This is a genomic window from Sorangium sp. So ce176 (assembly GCF_051519835.1).
Classification (GTDB): domain Bacteria; phylum Myxococcota_A; class Polyangia; order Polyangiales; family Polyangiaceae; genus Sorangium; species Sorangium cellulosum_G.
Window position 1 is genome coordinate 9,373,758 of record NZ_CP150371.1, and the last position, 16,225, is coordinate 9,389,982.

Genomic DNA, 16,225 nt, shown 5'->3' on the forward strand with positions numbered 1-16,225 from the left:
CCTGCAAGCCCGGGCTCAGCCGCGCTTCTTGCCCGAGAGCTCGACCGACGCCGCGTCCACCGACACCGAGGTCGGCGGGCCGAACTTCTTCACCTGGACCGTGACGCGGAGGGCCGGCGTGTCCTCGAGGACGCGCTCGATGATCCGCTCGGCGAGCGTCTCGAGCAGCTTGTACGAGGCGCTCGTGCCCGCCTCGACCACGAGGCTCGCGAGCCGGTCATAGTCGAACACCCGCGCCCGCGTGTCGGCGCGGGGCAGCAGGGCGATCGGGAGCTCCACCTCCAGGCACACAACGAAGTCCTGGGGCAGGTCGCGCTCGGCGCGGGAAACGCCGTGCTTGGCGCGAAAGCGGATGCCGTCGAGGCGGATCCGGTAACTCTGGATCACAGACTCCATCGCCGCCCCCCTAGCACGCCTACCGGCCGGCATCCGCCGCAAGGAGGTGGCCTTGTCGGCTCGCCCGCTCGCGGCGGCGCGCGCCGGCCGCGGCGGCCGCGCGCGCGCCGCCTCAGAGGAGGGGCCGCTTGAAGCACACGGCGTCGATCTTCGCGGTCATCTCGCTGCGCAGGAACTGCACGGGCTCCCACCCCTCCTGTCCGAAGCGCTTGAGGACCGGGTTCCACCCGGTGGCGTTGGTCACCTCGAGCGCCTGGCTGTCGCCCACGCGCGCCGTCTCGGCGTCCACGCACCGCACCTCCCAGCGGGGCGGATCGGTCCCCGCGTGCACCGGCGGCACCAGGAAGCGCGGCGCGACGTACGACGCGGAGCAACCGAAGAGAAACGCGAGGGCGATGGCTGTTCCGGAGCTGAGCTTCGGCATGAGCGGTCCTTTCCTGCGGGTCGACCCGCGAAAGGCGTATCGGCGCTCCGTGCGGCGCGTCAACAGGGAACGGCGCGCGCGCTCCTACCGCTTGCGGGCGAGCGCCTCCCGGTCCTTCACGATGAGCCGCCGGCCCGCCGCGTCGAGCAGGCCCTCTTTCCGGAACGCGCCGAGCGTCAGCGTCACCGTCTCCCGGGTCGAGCCGATCACCTGCGCGATCTCCGCGTGCGTGATCGGCGCCGAGATCAGCGTCCCGCGCGGCGTCGGCACGCCCCACCGCTCCGCCGCGTGCAGGAGGAACTCGGCCAGCCGTCCTCCCACGTTCTTGAACAGCATCGACTCGATCCGGTCCTCGGTCTCCCGCTGCCGCGCGACGAGCAGCGCGAACACAGCGGCCCCGAACCCCGGGTGCTGGGCGCAGAGCTCGCGGACGAGCGCGAGCGGCACCCGGACCACCTCGGCCTCGTCCATCGCCACAGCGCGCTCGGTCCGCGTCTCCAGCCCGCCGAGGCACGACTCGCCGAGCACGTCGCCCGTGCCGCGGTAGCTGAGCGGGAACGAGGCCCCCGCCGCGTTGACGCGCTCGACGCGCGCCCGCCCCCGGCCGAGCACGACGAGCGAGTCCGCGGGCGCCCCCTGCTCGAAGATCGCCGCGTCGGACGCCACCACCTCGAGCACGGCCGCCTCCGTGACCGCCTCGCGGACCGGGCGGTCCGCCTGCGCGAACAGCGAGGAGATCCGGAACGCGCGCGCGACCCGCGCCTTCGCGGGATCAGCCGCCGGGCGCCCGGCATCCGGCGCGTACTGCGAGTCCAGGTCGCTCACGGTTAGGGAGCGGAAGCGTAATCCATCTTGCGTAGTTTGGCACACACGAACACCCTCGCCGCCCCTGCGTCGAGGGGCGGCCTGGCGCCGTGCTCAGCGCCCGCCGCGATCGAGCGCGACGACGATGTCCCGGTCGAGCGCGCCGTCCGCCGCCCGCGCGAACTGCTGGAAGCGCGGGTAGGCGTCGGGCTGCACGCGGCCCGCGGGTAGGTCGAGGGAGCGATCGAGGAGCAGCGCGCCCCCGTCGACGCGATCGCTCACCCGGACAGTGCGACCATCATTCTCCGCCTTGAATGGATCGAGCCTCGTTGTCACGCGCGCGCCCTGGGGGAGCTTGATCCGGAGGCGCACCTCCGAGCGGGTCGCTATCTGCTCCGACAGGTAGAGCGGCGTCTCGCGGACCGGCAGGCTGGCGAGGCTCGCCACGCGGACGCCGAAGGGCGGCGACAGGACGAGCTCCGGGCCCTGCGCGCGCGCGAAGCTCGCGACAGCGATCTTCATCTTCAGGGTGAGCGGCCTGTCAATCTCGGTCATCTCCTTGACCTGGATCTCCTGGAGCCGCGCCCCCGGCACCATCTGCGGCAGCAGGCGCGACTCGACGGCGTCCCTGAGCTGCGCGTCGGGGAGCGACTCCAGCGCCGAGCGCAGGGCGATGGCGAGCTTGCCCTCGTAGCGCTGCTCGATGACGAGCGAGGCCGAGCCGTCCCTGGCGACCTCGGCGACGCCCTCGGTGACCACGCCGTCGTGCGCGCCGGACGAGGGCGTCACCTCGCGCGGCGCCCCGGGCCGCAGCACGATCGCCGGCTGCCCGCGCAGCGAGCTCGGCAGGTAGCCGTACGGCGCGAACTTGTCGCGCACGAACATCCAGCGGACCGCGCCCGCGCCGGGCTTGTCGCCCGTGTCGAGGCGCACGGCGATCGCGTTGAACATCTCCGCCTCGCTCATCGGCCCGCGCGGCGGCGCGGTGAGCCGGTCGCTCACCACGCCGTAGCCGGCGTCGATCCCGAGCAGGCGGCACAGGTAGAGGAACGCCTCGGTCCGTTCGCCGCTCTTGCCGATGACGACGCGGCGGCCGTCGCTCTCGCGCCCCTCCTCCACGTTGGCGAGCACCCACCTGTAGATCCGGCGCGCCTGCTCGTCCTTCGACGGCGCTGCCTCGCCGCCCTCGCCCGCCGCGGCGCTCGCCCCCTTGCCGGCGCCCGCGGCCGCGTTGCCCGCCGCGCCGCCCTTGCCGGCGCCCGCGGCCGCGCCGCCCGGCGCCGGCTTGAGCGCGATCGCCCGCGCGATGCGCACGAGCCGCGGATCGCGCGGCGTCTCGTCGGCGGCCGCGTCGACCATGCGCGCGATCGTGCTCTCCAGGCGGATGCCCCAGCCGACGCGGACGTTCGGCAGGAACTCCGCCATGGGCGCGCTGGCCGGCTCCTCGGGCAGGGCCGGGCTCTTGTCGACGCGGTAGCGGCGGGTGACGAGCGCGCCGGACTCGGTGATCTCCGGCGCGGGGACCGGGCCGGAGGTCTCCACGTCGAGCGGGCGGCTCTTCGGCGAGACGATGATGAACTCGCTCCGCCAGTAGGGGACCTTCTCCTCGCGGAAGAACCAGCGCGGCCCCTGGAACGTGAGGCCGCCCTGGCGGTCGCCGCGCAGGATGAACAGGTTCTCGACCTCGATGTAGTCGCCCACCTCGAGGTGCGGCATCGTCACGGTCGGCTTGTCCTCGATGAACTCCGGCTCGTGGATCGACCCGTCGCGCTTGACGGTGCGGAGCTTCAGCACGAGCCCCTCGGGCACGCGCTGCTCGGCGTGCTCCTGGATCGCCTCGCGCGACTGGATCCGGATGATCTCGTGCTGGAGCATCCGCGCCGAGCCGTCCTCGTGGACCCACAGCGCGGCGTAATCGAGCACGCGCGCCGCGGTGCCGGGCATGGCCTCGCCCGAGGCCTCGTGCTCGGCGATCACCTTCTTCGAGTCCTGCCGGTACGGGCTGAGCTCCGTCGTGCCGTCGAGCAGCTCGATCGCGTCGCGCAGCTCCGAGGTGTCGGCGCCGGTGCGGATCGCCTCGATGAGCGCCTTCTGGAGCGCGTCGCGCTCCCCCCGCGCGAAGCGCGCGTCGGCGAGCGCGAGGCGCGCGTCCGCGTCGTCCGGCGCCTTGGCGAGGGCGCGCTCGAGCTGCTCGAGCGACTCGGCGCGCTTGCCGGCGCGGGTCAGCAGGTCGGCGATGCGCAGCGCGATGTCCTTGCGGTCCTTGCGGACCGCGCCGATGCGCCCGAGCTCCTTGATGGCCGCCGTGTAGTCGCGCCTGTCGATGGCCCGCTCCAGCTCGATCTCCGCGTCGGGCTCGAGCTCCCGGATGCGGGCGGCGATCCGGTCGGCCTCGGCGATGTGCCCGTCGCTGTCGTGGATGCGGAGGAGCGCGCCGAGCACCTCGACGTCGTCCGGGAAGCGCGCGGCGGCCTCCTTCACGGTGCGGACGTGCTCGACGCGCCACCCGAGCCGCGAGTACATGGCGGCGAGGGTCTTCAGGACATCGGGCACCTCCCGGAACCTGTCGGCGAGCGCCTCGATCGTGCGGGTGACCTCGGGCAGGCCGGCCTTGTCGGCCTCCTCGAGGGCGAGCCAGAAGCGCGGGTACCAGAGCTCCGGGTCCTTCTCTGCGGCGCGCGCGCGCACGTCCTTCACGAGGTCGCGCCCGTCGGACGCCGGGAAGATCGGGTCTTTCTCGAGGAAGACCGCCTGCGCCGCGAGCGCGGGCCCGGTGGCGCGGGCCGGGTCGGCGACGAGCGGCTCGATCAGCACCGCGCTCACGTCGTCCTGCCCCTCGAGGTGGGCGACGTGGGCGGCGAGGAACCTGGCGATCGGGTCGTTCACGTCGCGCTCTGGCAGCGGCGCGCCGCGCAGCCCGCGCGCGCGGGCCACCCTGGGCGCGGGCTGCGGCGGCACGCCGAGGGCGTTGAGGAACGGCTCGATCGGGTTCGGGTCGGGGAGGACCTCGGGCGGGAAGAGCGCGTAGGGCGGCGTCGGGTCGGCGGACGTGGTCAGGCCGAGGGGGGTGCCGTTCGGCGCGAGCAGCCGGATGGAGGTGTCGCCGCTGCCGACGCGGGCGAGGATGCGGTGCCGGCCGGGGCCGAGGCGCAGGCGCGCGCCGAAGCGCGGCCAGATGCCCCACTGCTTCGTGTCGCGGGTCAGCACCTCGACGTCGTCGACGAGGATGGCGAACGCGCCCTGGACGGCGATGATCATCTCCCGTTCGGCGGGCAGGTCGACGAACGTCTCGACGTAGAAGACGCCGCCCCGCGCCGTGGCGCCCGGCGCCCCTTCCGGCGCGACGGCGGAGAGCTGGCACCCGCGCCGCTCGGCGCCGAGCACGCGGGGCGGGTCGGCGCGCCGCGGGTCGCGCGGGAACACGGGCGGCCAGGGTCCGGCGCGCTCCGCCTCGTACCGCACGCGGTGGTCGCTCTCCGCGTTGTGCCCGAACGGCCCGGCGAAGCGTGCGTTCTCGATGCACCCGTACCGGCGCGCGGCGAGGTCGACGAGCGGCACGGCCGGCGCGGCCCCGGCGGCGCGCGCCGCGGCGGCGGCCTCGTCCGGGAGCCCCTCGATGCTCCACCATTCGACGAGCTCTCCGCGCGCGCGCCAGCCGAGGTTGCCTGGGTGGTCGATCGCGCGCAGGACGATCTCGCGGGACTTCTTCCAGAGGCCGACGAGGCTGGATCGCAGCCCGAGCAGCCGGTTCGCGGCGAGCCAGCCCACGAGCGGGGCGTCCGGGTGTGTGCTCACGCGCGCGGCGTCCAGCGCCTCGAGGTAGGCGCCCGCGGCGCGCGCGTTGCGGCCGTGCTCTTCGTCGTCGAGCGCGCGTCCGAGCGACGCGAGCATCGACTTTGCGCCGAGCCCGTCGAGGCGCTTGCGCGCCGCCTTGACCCCTGCCGGCGTGCCGCCCGGCACGAGCAGCTCTCCGAGCAGCCATCGTCCGACCACCTCTCCGTCGGTCGAGTGCGCGCCCGCGTCGCGGAGCGAGGCGATGGGGTCTGGCGCGCGCTGCGCGGTGACCGCGCTGCATGCGCCGAGCGCGAGGGCCAGGGTGGCGGCGCCGGCGAGCCGGAACAGCGCCGTGAGGTGTCGAGGAGCGCGCATCGGCTCGGTCCTTAGCGCGGTCGACCGCGTGCGCACAGGTGGCGCGCGCGTCCCCCCGACGTCGTTCTGCCGGTCATCGGTCGAGCTGCCGACCTTCGGTCGAGCTGCCGACCTTCGGGTCGAGCGCGCAATCCTGGCCACATCGGGCCCGAGGGATGCCCACCCCCGGCCCGTGCTCGGCGCTCCGCGCCTGCGCGCGGTCCGCCCCTCCCAAATCGCGCGCTCCGCGCGCTCAGGGAGGGGCGCGCCGTCCTGTGCCTGCGGCCGGGTGCGCTCTTCAGCGCACAGGCCACGGCCCGGGGTGCCGCGCCGGGAGAGCAAAGGACCGGCGGCCGGCGCACGACAATCCTCTTCCGATCGCCGAAACTCGCATCGTAGCTCCCGCTCTCATTGCCGCCGCCCGGCGTTGCCGGTCGGCAGGGCGGCGATCAGCCATGGAGTATTCGAATGAGGTCCCCGAGGCCACGCGCGGAGCGCGCCACCACGTTCCTCACGGGGATGGGCGCCGTCGCCGCGATTCGCACGTGGATGGCCGAGGCGAAATTGTCTTTTTTGCGCCCTGGCGTCTCGCAGATCGCCCCCAGAACCGGGGCCGGCGGGCCCCGGTCCCGGGTCGCGGCTCAGACGCCAACTTCGACGGCGCTGGCGACCTGCTGGAGGAGCACCGCCTGCTCGATCACCTCGGGCGGCACGCCCAGATCGTCACGCGGCGCGCTCACATCCTGGCGCGCCGCCGCCACGTCCTCGCCCACCGCGCCGACGTGCTCGCGCTCCACGCTCACCTGCTCGCCCTCGGCGCTCACCTGCTCGCCCCTGGCGCTCACCTGCTCGCCCCCGGCGCTCACCTGCTCGCCCCCGGCGCTCACGTCCTCGCGCGCCTCGCCCACATCCTCGCGCGCCTCGCCGGCCTCACGCCCCGCGCCGGCCTCCTCGCGCCCCGCGCCGGCCTCCTCGCGCCCCGCGCCACCGTCCTCGCGCTCCGCCGCCCGGCGCAGCGCCGCGATCTCCGCCTGCGCGGCGATGAGCGCCTGCTCGAGCTCGTCGTGGAGCGCCTGCGGCGATCCAGCCGTGGCGCGCGCCTCGGCGAGCTCGCGCTCGAGCTGCGCGATCTTCCAGCCCGCCGCGCGCAGGTCCGCCTCGCTCGAGGCGGCGCTCCGCGCCAGCGCGTCGAGCTGCTGCCGCAGCGCCTCCGCGGCGTCGCCCTGGCCGCCCGTCCCCGGCAGCCCACCGCCCGATCCGCCGCCGCCCGCCGCGTCGCCCGGACCGCCGCGCCCGGCGGCCGACGCCTCGAAGGCCGTCCCGAGCTCGTCGACGAGCTCCTTGCCCACGCGCTCGCTCTCGCGGAGCTGCGCCTTGAGCGCCGCGATGACGTGACCCCGGTCGCGGAGCGCCTCCTCCAGGCCCGCGATCTCCGCGGCCGCCGCATCGCCCAGGTCGCGCTTCTCGAGCTCGGCGATCCGCTGCTCCTGGCCGGCGACGCGCTCCTCGAGCTCCACGATCCGCGCCTCGAGCAGCAGCCTGCGCGCGTCGAGCGCGCTCCGCTCCTCCTCCAGCCCGCGGTTCTCCCGATCGAGCCGGCTCGCCCGCTCCTCCAGCCTGTCGCGCTCCCGCGCGAGCTCGTCGAGCTTCGCCGCCGCATCGCGCCGCGCGCGCTGCGCCTCCTCCAGCGCGCGCTCGCCCTCCTGCGCGCGCCGCCGCGCCGTGTCCCGATCCGCCGTCGCCTTCGCCAGCTCCCGCCGCGTCGCCGCGGCGGCGGCCTCGAGCTCCTCCACGCGCGCCGCGAGCCCCGGATCGGGCGCCGCCACGGCGGGCCGCGCCTCGAGCTCGGCGATCCTGGCGCGCGCGGCGTCGAGCTCGGCCATCGCGGCGTCGAGCCGGTCGCGGGCGCCGGCGATCTCCGGCCGGTTGCGGATCATGCCGAGCTCGAGCTCGACCTTGGTCCGCACCCGCTTCTCGTCGTCGAGCTGCTTCGTGAGCCGGGTCGCGCGGTCGCGCTGGCTGCGGAGCTCCTCCTCCATGTCGCGGATCTGGTGCGCCAGGCGCTCGGCGCGGACGTGGGTGTCGCCCGCCCGGGCCTCGACCTCGCGAAGGCGCGCCGCCCGCGCATCGAGCTCGGCCTCGACCTCGGCGAGGCGCGCGGCCGTGACCACCGCGCTCTCGGCGCGGGCCCCGGCGTCCTCGCGGTCGCGCTGGTGCCGGGTGCGCAGCTCCGCGAGCTCGCCCCCGAGCCGCGCCGCGCGGCCCTCGGCCTCGGTGAGCGCCTCGGGCGACGGGCCCGCGCTCGCGACCGGGAAGCCGGAGAACGGCAGCTCGATCACGGCGAACGCGTCGAGCCGCGGCAGCCGCTCGCCGGCCACCGCGATGAACCACTCCGGCTCCTCGGAGCCGTCCAGGATCGACGTGTCGACGCTGACCTCGGGCTCGCCCTTCGGCGCGAACTCCGCGACCGTGTAGCCGACGAACGGCGCCTGGCCGATCATCCGCACCTGCTTGAACTGGAGCGCGACGAGGTCGTAGAGCGCGTAGTAGCCGGGCGCCCCGCCGCGCCGCGCGCCCGCCGGGAGCAGGCCGCGGCCGACGTCGGGGTTCGGCGACGCGATGACGGCGGCGCCGCTCGCGGCCGTGAGGCGGCGGGCGCGCCGGAGGATCTCGGCCGGCTCGCTGAAGATCGAGAGGTCGGGGATGACGAGGGTGTCGAAGGCGCCGTCGCGCACGCCGAGGTCGCCGTCGAACACGGCGAAGCTCGGGTGCGGCTGCCGCGTGGCCGCCGACCGCGCGAGCATCTCCGCGACGCGCGCGGCGTCGGGGTCGTAAGCGTGGACGAGGCGGGCTCCGCGCTGGAGCAGCCGGTCGGCGAGGCCGATCGTGGCGTCACCCAGGACCGCGACCCGCCGGCCGCGCACGAGCGGCTCGAGGTAGGCGCTCAGCACCAGGGCTGGGTGCAGCGCGGCGGGGGCGGCGTGCCGCGGCGAGCCGGCGGCGGCGAGGGTGGACTCCGTCGTCATGGTTCCGTCCTCTTACGGCGCGAGAGCCCGGGAGTCCACAAAGCGCAGTGCAGAGTTGCAAGGCCGCGCCCGTCGCGCCGGGCCCCCGCCGCGCCGGCGCCCCTCGCCGATGACGCTCTGCGTCTCCCGCCAGGATGCCCCTCGTCGCTCGCGACGTGAGGTTCAGCACACCTGCGTGGCCCCGCGAGTCGCGCGCCGGCGAGCCGCGACCCGGACCGCGCGCCGGTGGGGCCGAGGCCGGGCCGCGCGCGGCGCGATCAGCGGATCACTGTCTCGCAGCCGAGGAGGATCTGGATCTTCGCCACGGAGGCGTCCCTCGCCGCGCTGCAGGTGTCGGGGCACAGCACGAGCGCCTTCGGGGCGCTCGGGTCGTCGTAGCGCCAGCCCGGCCCGTCGCAGCCGGGGCTCTGCGGCAGGATGTCCTGCGGCGCGCCGTCGAGCCCGAACAGGACGTTGACGTCGTTGAAGGCGACCTGCCCGCCGGCCACCTGGGCGGGCACCTCGACCTCGCACGGGAGCGCCTGGCCCGTCACCTTCGCGAGCGCGCGCTCGAACTCGCGGGCGATGTTGGTCGACGCGACGAGGACCGCGGCGTCCGTGCCGCCCGCGGCCGCGATCTGGTTGGCGGTGCTCTGGTCGACGCCCGGGAGCCCGATGACGAAGGTGCGCACAGGAGGGCGGTAGCGCGCGCCCGCCGCCGCGAGCGCCGCGATGGCCGCCGGGTCCTCCGGGTTCGCGCCGCCGCACTGCGCCGCGGGCCCCTGCGGCTTGCCGTCGGTGACGAGCAGCACAGCGGAGGCCTCACCGGGGTGGTTCTTCGCCGTCTCGATGCCCTGGAGGAGCGCGCCGCCCAGCGCCGGGTAGATGGGCGTGCTCAGGCCGTCCGGCCTCTCGGCCGCGATGGCGTCGACGATCGCGCCCGCGTTCCCCGGAAGCGGGCCGAACGGGACGAGCGGCGCCTTGTAGGCGTTCTGGTCGCACGCCGGCACGCCGTCCGCATCGCGCGGGAAGAAGCGCAGCGCCACGCGCACGCCGGCGAACCGCGCGCTGTTGACGAACGCTGTCAGGCCGACCTTCGCGCTGTCCCACTTGCTTTCCACCATCGGGTCGTCTCCCACCATAGAGGACGACTTATCCATCATGATGTAGAGATTGAGCGGTACGACGACCGCCTCCTGCGTGACGAGCCCGCACGCGGCGTCCGGGTCGGGGGGAGACTCGATGGGCGCGTCGCCCAACAGCCCACCATCCGGCTCGAAGCTCCCGCCTGAGCCCGCTCCCTCGGAGGCTCCTTCCGATGAGGACGAAAGGGGGCCGATGCCCGAATCCGGGGCACAGGCGCCGTGGAGGCCGGCGGCGGCGGCGAGCCCGAGCACGGGAGCAAGCGAGAGGCGGCGGAGCGGGGAAAGGAGCATGGACGTACGGGCAGGCAGCTGGGCGGCGCGGCTGCCGGGAAGGGGTGCAGAAGAAGACTACCGGAGTCGGCGGCAGGCGCGAGGGGCGAATCGATGAAGGGTGAGCTGGCTCGCGAATGCGCGGCGCAGCGCGGCACGCGCGTGCCTCGTCGCGGCCTATGTGGCGCGCGGCGTGCCGTGCGAGACGATTACGTGGAGCGTGACAAAGTCTTTCCGAAGAACGCGTGAAGGTGCAGAATTCTGATCATGCGCGTGCGATTGCTCCTCGGAACGGCTTCTCTGTTTGCGATGCTCTCCGCGCTCGGCTGCGCCGAGAGCAGCTCGATCGACGGCCCCATCGGGCCGGTCTCGGGCACGGGAGGAGGATCCGGAGCGGGCGGCGCGCCCTCCGCGAGCAGCGCCACGACAACGTCATCGAGCGGCAGCGGGGCCGGCACGAGCGGCGCGAGCGGCACGGCCGGGGGCGAGGGCGGCTCCGGTGGAGACGGGGGCAGCGGCGAAGGGGGCAGCGGCGAGGGCGGAAGCGGCGGCGAGGTCGTCGTCGATCCCTGCGCGATGGGGTGTCTCCCGGGCACGCACGACGTCGACGGCAACCCGCTCACGGGCGAGTGCGGCTGTGAGTACGCGTGCACGCCGACCTCGACGACGGAGGATCCGATCGACGGCGACTTCGTCGACGACAACTGCGATGGCGGCGACGGGCTCGTGGAGCAGTGCGTGTACGTCTCCGCGACAACGGGGGACGACGCGAACCCCGGGACGCGCAATGCCCCGGTGGAGACGATCGCGACGGCCATCCAGGTGGCGCAGGAGAGCGCGGTCCCGGCGGTGTGCCTCTCCGGCGAGCTCTACGAGGGGGCCGTCACGGTCGTGTCCGGCATCAGCATCTATGGCGGGTTCGATCACAATGACCCTGACTTCAAGTTCCGGAGGACCCCCTCGGTGACGACCACCGTGCGCGCGACGGGCACGGTGTTCCATGCGCCCTCGATCGAGCAGCCGACGCATATCGAGGGCATCACGATCGAGGCGCTGCGGTCGCCGTCGGCGGGGGCGAGCACCTATGGAGTGCGCCTCGGCGGCGGGCTCGCGCAGCTCTTCGTGCGGTACAACCAGATCGACGTGGCCGAGGGCCAGAAAGGCGCCGACGGCACCCACGGCGCGGCGCACTCGACGGGGACGGCGGCGGCGGGGAATGTGGGCGAAGTGGGCTGCGACGCGTGTAGCGGCGGGGGATACGGCGGCGCGCAGACCACGTGCACCGAGTTCGGCGGCGCGGGCGGCAGGGGCGGATACAACAACTACTCCGGCCTCGCGGGCTCACCGGGCAGCGGCGGGGCGACCGGCGGACCGGGAGGCGCTTCGGCAGGCAGTTGCGGTCCGGATAGCGCGCCAGGCGGCGCCGGCATGGCGGGTGCGCCCGGGCTGCAGGGGACGCCTGGCGCGGGGGGAGCGAGCCTGGGCACCATCGCGTCAGGCGGCTACCAGCCGGCGAGCGGCACCAACGGACAGACCGGGGCGACGGGCCGCGGCGGCGGCGGTGGCGGCGGCGGCGGCGGCGGCTCGTGTGGCACCGGATGCTTCTGCTACGAAGACCGCGGCGGCGGCGGCGGCAGCGGCGGATGCGGCGGGCTCGGTGGCCGCGGCGGGCAGGGCGGCCGCGGCGGCGGCGGGAGCTTCGGCGTATTCGCGGCCGCCGGACGGGTGGTCGTCTCCGGCAACACCATCACGACGAGCGCGGGCGGCGACGGCGGTCGAGGCGGGAACGGCGGTGGGGGCCAGTTCGGAGGGAACGGGGGCATCGGCGGCGTGGGCCGGGAGGACTCCGGCGGGGGCGGCACCGGCGGCAAGGGCGGCGACGGCGGCGCCGGCGGCCCCGGCGCGGGCGGCGGGGGCGGCCCGAGCGCCTGCCTGGCGCGGTCCGGGAGTGTCGTTTTCACGTTCGCGGAGAACAGCTGCACGACCGACACGCCCGGCTTCGGCGGCCCGGGCGGCACGAACTCCACCGGCGGCGCCGCGGGCGCGGGGCAGACCGGCTCGGCCCGAGCGAACCTGCAGATCAACTGACCATCACCGCGCGTATCGAGGCGCTATTTCCCGAGTCGTTCGAGGTCGATCCTCGCCACGACCGCGCCGACCTCGCCGGACGCAGCGACCTTGACCCCATCACCGAAATCCAGGATTCCGTCGTTGAGTCCAACGACGACGAGGGCTTTCGTGATTGGATCGGCATCGATGCCAAAAATCGTCTGCCCCGCCGCAAGGTCGCCGAAACGCCTGCTCCAGAGGTGCTCCCCATGCTCGCTCAGCTTTGCGACTACCCAGTCCGAATCCTGTCTCCCGGCAAGGAGCCCGCCCCCGAAGTCCACGGCGCCAGCGATCCCGGTGCCGAGCACAACGTCTCCGGCGGCATCAACTGCGACGCGAGGCCCACCGATGAAATTGCCGGGGACAATGCTCCAGCGCCCGCCGAACTGGGCCGACTCATCCCCGAATCTCATTGACCACGCATGGTTCCCCGCGGACGAGAGCTTCACGAGCATGCCATCCGAGTCAGCCGGTCCGCTGGTCTGAAGGGCGCCAAGAGCTCCCCTCGCCCGGGTAGAGATCGCTCCCGCGAAAGCGCCGGCCGCAACGACGTTTCCGCGCGCGTCGACGTCGATGTCGCTCACCAAGGCGTCGCCCTCCCCTTGGAAGAACGAGACCCAGTTCGTGTCCCCGGTGGACACAGTCTTGAGAAGGAAAGCGCCCGCACCCGACGGGCTCTCGAAGCGACGTTGGGTGAAGACGGAATCCATGGATCCCGTGAACCGGCCTGCCACGACGAGGTTGCCATCGGGGTCCGCCGCCACGGCGGTGGCGGCGACGGTTGCCGTCGTCAGAGTGTCTTCGGGATCGCCTAGCTGAAAGCTCCACTGCTCCTTGCCTGTCTCGCCGTCCCACCTCGCGACGAAGGCGTCTCTCGCCGCCGTCGTCAGGGTCGACGAGCCGAGGTTCACCTCGCCTTCGAAGTAGCCGACCAGAACGACGTCGCCGCCAGGTACGACCGCCACGTCCAGCGCGAAGGCCTCCCCCGTCCCCGTGAACAGGTCGCGCCTCCAGACCAGCTCGCCGTCGGACAGGAACCGGGCCACGAAAGCGCCGTGTCCATCCTCCCTGGACGCCCTGAGGGGTTCTCCATCTCCGAGGTCGATTGCTTGCCCATAGGCCCCCGCCAAGACAACGCTATCGTCCGGCAGGATCGAAAGATGGGAAGCGAATAGACCATCCGAATCCTCCACCGAGAACCGCCGACTGAAAATGTGGCCACCGTCTGGCTTCAACTTTACAAGGAACACATCCATGCCAGACGATATCAGCGGATCTCCACCCCAATCGACGGTATCCCGAAAGAATCCTGATAGAAGAATATTACCCTTGGAGTCAATCCGAGCGCTTGTCGGATAAACCACGTCACCGCTCCCGAAGCCCTTCGCCCAGAGCACTCCTGAGCACGAATCTTCATCGCAGTCCTCGAACTCGCCAAGCCCCAGGACCTGAGCACACGAGGCAGTGCCCAGGAGAGCCCCCAGAGCGAGCACGCGGGTGGAGCGAAAGAGGACAGAAGGCGGAGCGCTGCGCATGGTGGTGCATGAGGCCTCAGGCGCGCACAGCCGTCAAGAGTGAACCATGACGCACAGCGGCTCTGCTCGCTCGTCCCGCCGGCGCTCTCTCCGCGCGGCACCTCCATCAGGCTCCGTCGGCGGTTTCCGGCAGCTTCGCCTGCGTGGACTGGCCGGAGTTCTTGCAGCAGCCTCATGCGACTGGCGTGCTCGCGCCGCGGCAAGCGCGTGCGGCGCATGGCTGCTTCGACCGGACTGGCAGCCTGGGCGAGCTCGGTTGCTGCCCGGGGGGCGGCTCGGAGCTGGGGCGCAAGAGACGTCCGGCTCTGGTCTCGTCGCCCTGCAGGCGACGAGGGTGGACCGAGGTGGCGCGGACCAATCGCGGCAGCGATTGAAGACGCCGAAGGGGTCAGCGACACCTGAGCAGGACAAGGCCGGCCATCCCGCGCCCGCATGAGCCGGCTGGACGCCGGTCGCGCATCTGTGGCCGCAGCACGACCCCCGTCTCACCTGGACGCTGCTCGAGTAGATGCAGTTCGAGAGCGCGATCCGGGCCGGGCGGCCGTCGCCATGACGGACGTTCGTCCGCTCGGGACGCCAGCGCCTCCAAGCGCGTGGAGGTGCCTCCGCTAGACTGGAGCAAAGCGATGGGCGCCCGTGTGAACGCGTTGCTACCGCACGCCGACCGGCTACAACCGCTCTCGGACGCGACGAGCGCCGAAGACAGGAAGGCCCCCCATGACCACCGCGATGCAGATGCCCATGATGCCGCAGACGATGAACCCCATGACGTCGCCGGAGATGACCGCCGGCGGATCAATGATGCCCGGCATGATGGGCATGGGCATGCCGATGATGCCCGGCATGATGGGCATGATGCCCAACATGATGGGCATGGGCATGCCGATGATGCCCGGCATGGGGATGGGCATGATGGGCATGGGCATGCCGATGATGCCCGGCATGATGGGCATGATGCCCAACATGATGAACATGATGAGCATGATGCCCAACATGATGGGCATGGGCATGCCGATGATGTGCAAGATGTCCTGTGAGATGACCAAGGACGGAATGACCTGCAAGATGACGCCGCCCGAGGGCATGTCGATGGACATGCTCAAGGAGCGCTGCGACATGATGACGAAGATGATGGCGTCCGGGATGCCGATGATGATGATGTGCGGCGGCATGCCCATGATGATGGGCATGTCCGCGATGACCAAGTAACCCGCCCCCCCAGAGCCTTCTTGGAACGACAGAGCGCCGGCGAACGCCGGCGTTCTTGCATTTCGCCGCCCTGTTCGCCGTCCCCTGCTCCCCGCGGGGAGCGCGCCCCTCCTCAGGGCGCCGGCAGCGAGTAGGTCATCACGAGGTACATCAGCGAGTCGACGTTCGCCGGATTGCGGTAGACGTGCGGGACATCCGCCTGAAACACGAGCGCGTCGCCCGTGGCCAGCAGGAAGCGCTGTCCGTCGACGCTGATCTCGACCGTCCCCTGGCTCACCACGATGTTCTCGGACGTGCCGGGCGGATGGGGATCCGCATTCTCGATGCCGAGCGGCGCCAGGTGCAGCTCGTAGAACTCGACCGTTCTTGGCGAATCGAACGGGAAGAGCGCGCGCGACGTGAACTTTCCGTCATGAGAGGTCAGCCGCTTCGCGCGGTCGCCGCGCAGCAGCATCGGCCCGCCGGAAGCGCGATTGCTGACGAGCGCCGAGAACGGCACCTCGAGCGCGCGGGCGATCTTCCACAGCACGTTGATCGTCGGCGCGCTGCGGCCGAGCTCGATCTGTCCGAGCATGGCGCGGCTGACGCCGGAGACCTTCGAGAGCCGCTCCAGCGAGAGCCCGCGCCGCGTGCGGAGCCGCCGGAGGTTCTCCCCGACGACCGCCGTGAGATCCGACGGCGCGTCGGGGTGAGCGACCTCGTAGGTCCACGCCTCGTCCTCGTCCACCTCCCTCGCCTGCGCCACGGACCCGGCCTTTTGCACGTCGAGCGCTATCGGGACTGTGCTGCTCGCCGCGGGAAGGTCGCTGTTCTGGCGAACCGATCTCATAGGAGGTGGGCGGCACTCTACACTGGATCACCAGGCCGGCAACACAGCCAAATTCGCCACCTCGATGTGACAACTGTAAGCAATCATCAGGTAATTTCCGTCACTCCTAAGATGGCGCCTGAGCCCGGCGCTGGGCGTCTCCTGCAGCGTCTCCCCTTTCCCGCAGTGGCCCTCCTGGCGAGCTCGCGGTTCTCTCCCGCGCTGGCCCTTCCGGCAGGCGGGCTCGCTCCTTGCGCGCTCGCCCCCACCAGCAGGCCCGCTCTCCCTTGCCGCGCGGCCCCCCCCCGCCCTCGGCCGCCTGCCCGGGGCGCGCCCTCCACCCGTCCCTACCGCCGGGGCGGCGGAGCGGCTACAACCAGGGCGCGTCTCGC

At 72.9% G+C, this 16,225-nt stretch carries 10 protein-coding genes; 2 read left to right on the top strand and 8 right to left on the bottom strand.

The genetic code is table 11. The features are described 5' to 3' along the window. Window positions 1–15: 15 nt before the first annotated feature. From WMF42_RS35425 to WMF42_RS35450, 6 genes are all read right to left on the bottom strand, one after another. Entirely contained in the window at window positions 16–396 is a 381-nt protein-coding gene (locus WMF42_RS35425; RefSeq protein WP_061613112.1) for a dihydroneopterin aldolase, read from the bottom strand. Between the two features lie 112 nt (window positions 397–508). After that, on the bottom strand, window positions 509–820 hold the full coding sequence (locus tag WMF42_RS35430; protein ID WP_061613113.1) for a hypothetical protein: 312 nt from the start codon (window positions 818–820) through the stop codon (window positions 509–511). Between the two features lie 84 nt (window positions 821–904). Further along, the gene (locus WMF42_RS35435) at window positions 905–1,645 is read right to left on the bottom strand and encodes a Crp/Fnr family transcriptional regulator (RefSeq protein WP_434043081.1); all 741 of its coding nucleotides are present in this window, start codon (window positions 1,643–1,645) and stop codon (window positions 905–907) included. A 93-nt stretch (window positions 1,646–1,738) separates the two neighbouring features. After that, complete coding sequence (locus tag WMF42_RS35440) at window positions 1,739–5,773, bottom strand: hypothetical protein (RefSeq protein ID WP_437687464.1); 4,035 nt, start codon at window positions 5,771–5,773, stop codon at window positions 1,739–1,741. A gap of 620 nt (window positions 5,774–6,393) precedes the next feature. Then, window positions 6,394–8,778 (bottom strand): hypothetical protein, encoded by a 2,385-nt coding sequence (locus tag WMF42_RS35445; RefSeq protein WP_437687466.1) that lies wholly within the window; start codon window positions 8,776–8,778, stop codon window positions 6,394–6,396. A gap of 257 nt (window positions 8,779–9,035) precedes the next feature. Further along, entirely contained in the window at window positions 9,036–10,016 is a 981-nt protein-coding gene (locus tag WMF42_RS35450; protein WP_437687468.1) for a vWA domain-containing protein, read from the bottom strand. A gap of 465 nt (window positions 10,017–10,481) precedes the next feature. Between WMF42_RS35450 and WMF42_RS35455 the strand changes: the two genes are divergently transcribed. Next, window positions 10,482–12,260 carry a PE-PGRS family protein gene (locus WMF42_RS35455; RefSeq protein ID WP_437687470.1) on the top strand — a complete coding sequence of 593 codons (1,779 nt, stop codon included), beginning with the start codon at window positions 10,482–10,484 and terminating at the stop codon, window positions 12,258–12,260. Window positions 12,261–12,283: 23 nt separating this feature from the next. Here the strand turns inward: WMF42_RS35455 and WMF42_RS35460 are convergent, their stop codons facing one another. After that, the gene (locus WMF42_RS35460; protein WP_437687472.1) at window positions 12,284–13,678 is read right to left on the bottom strand and encodes a hypothetical protein; all 1,395 of its coding nucleotides are present in this window, start codon (window positions 13,676–13,678) and stop codon (window positions 12,284–12,286) included. A gap of 855 nt (window positions 13,679–14,533) precedes the next feature. Between WMF42_RS35460 and WMF42_RS35465 the strand changes: the two genes are divergently transcribed. Further along, window positions 14,534–15,025 (top strand): hypothetical protein, encoded by a 492-nt coding sequence (locus tag WMF42_RS35465; RefSeq protein ID WP_437687474.1) that lies wholly within the window; start codon window positions 14,534–14,536, stop codon window positions 15,023–15,025. Between the two features lie 112 nt (window positions 15,026–15,137). Here WMF42_RS35465 and WMF42_RS35470 read toward each other — a convergent pair whose 3' ends face one another. Then, complete coding sequence (locus tag WMF42_RS35470; protein WP_437687476.1) at window positions 15,138–15,854, bottom strand: helix-turn-helix domain-containing protein; 717 nt, start codon at window positions 15,852–15,854, stop codon at window positions 15,138–15,140. Window positions 15,855–16,225 lie beyond the last annotated feature (371 nt).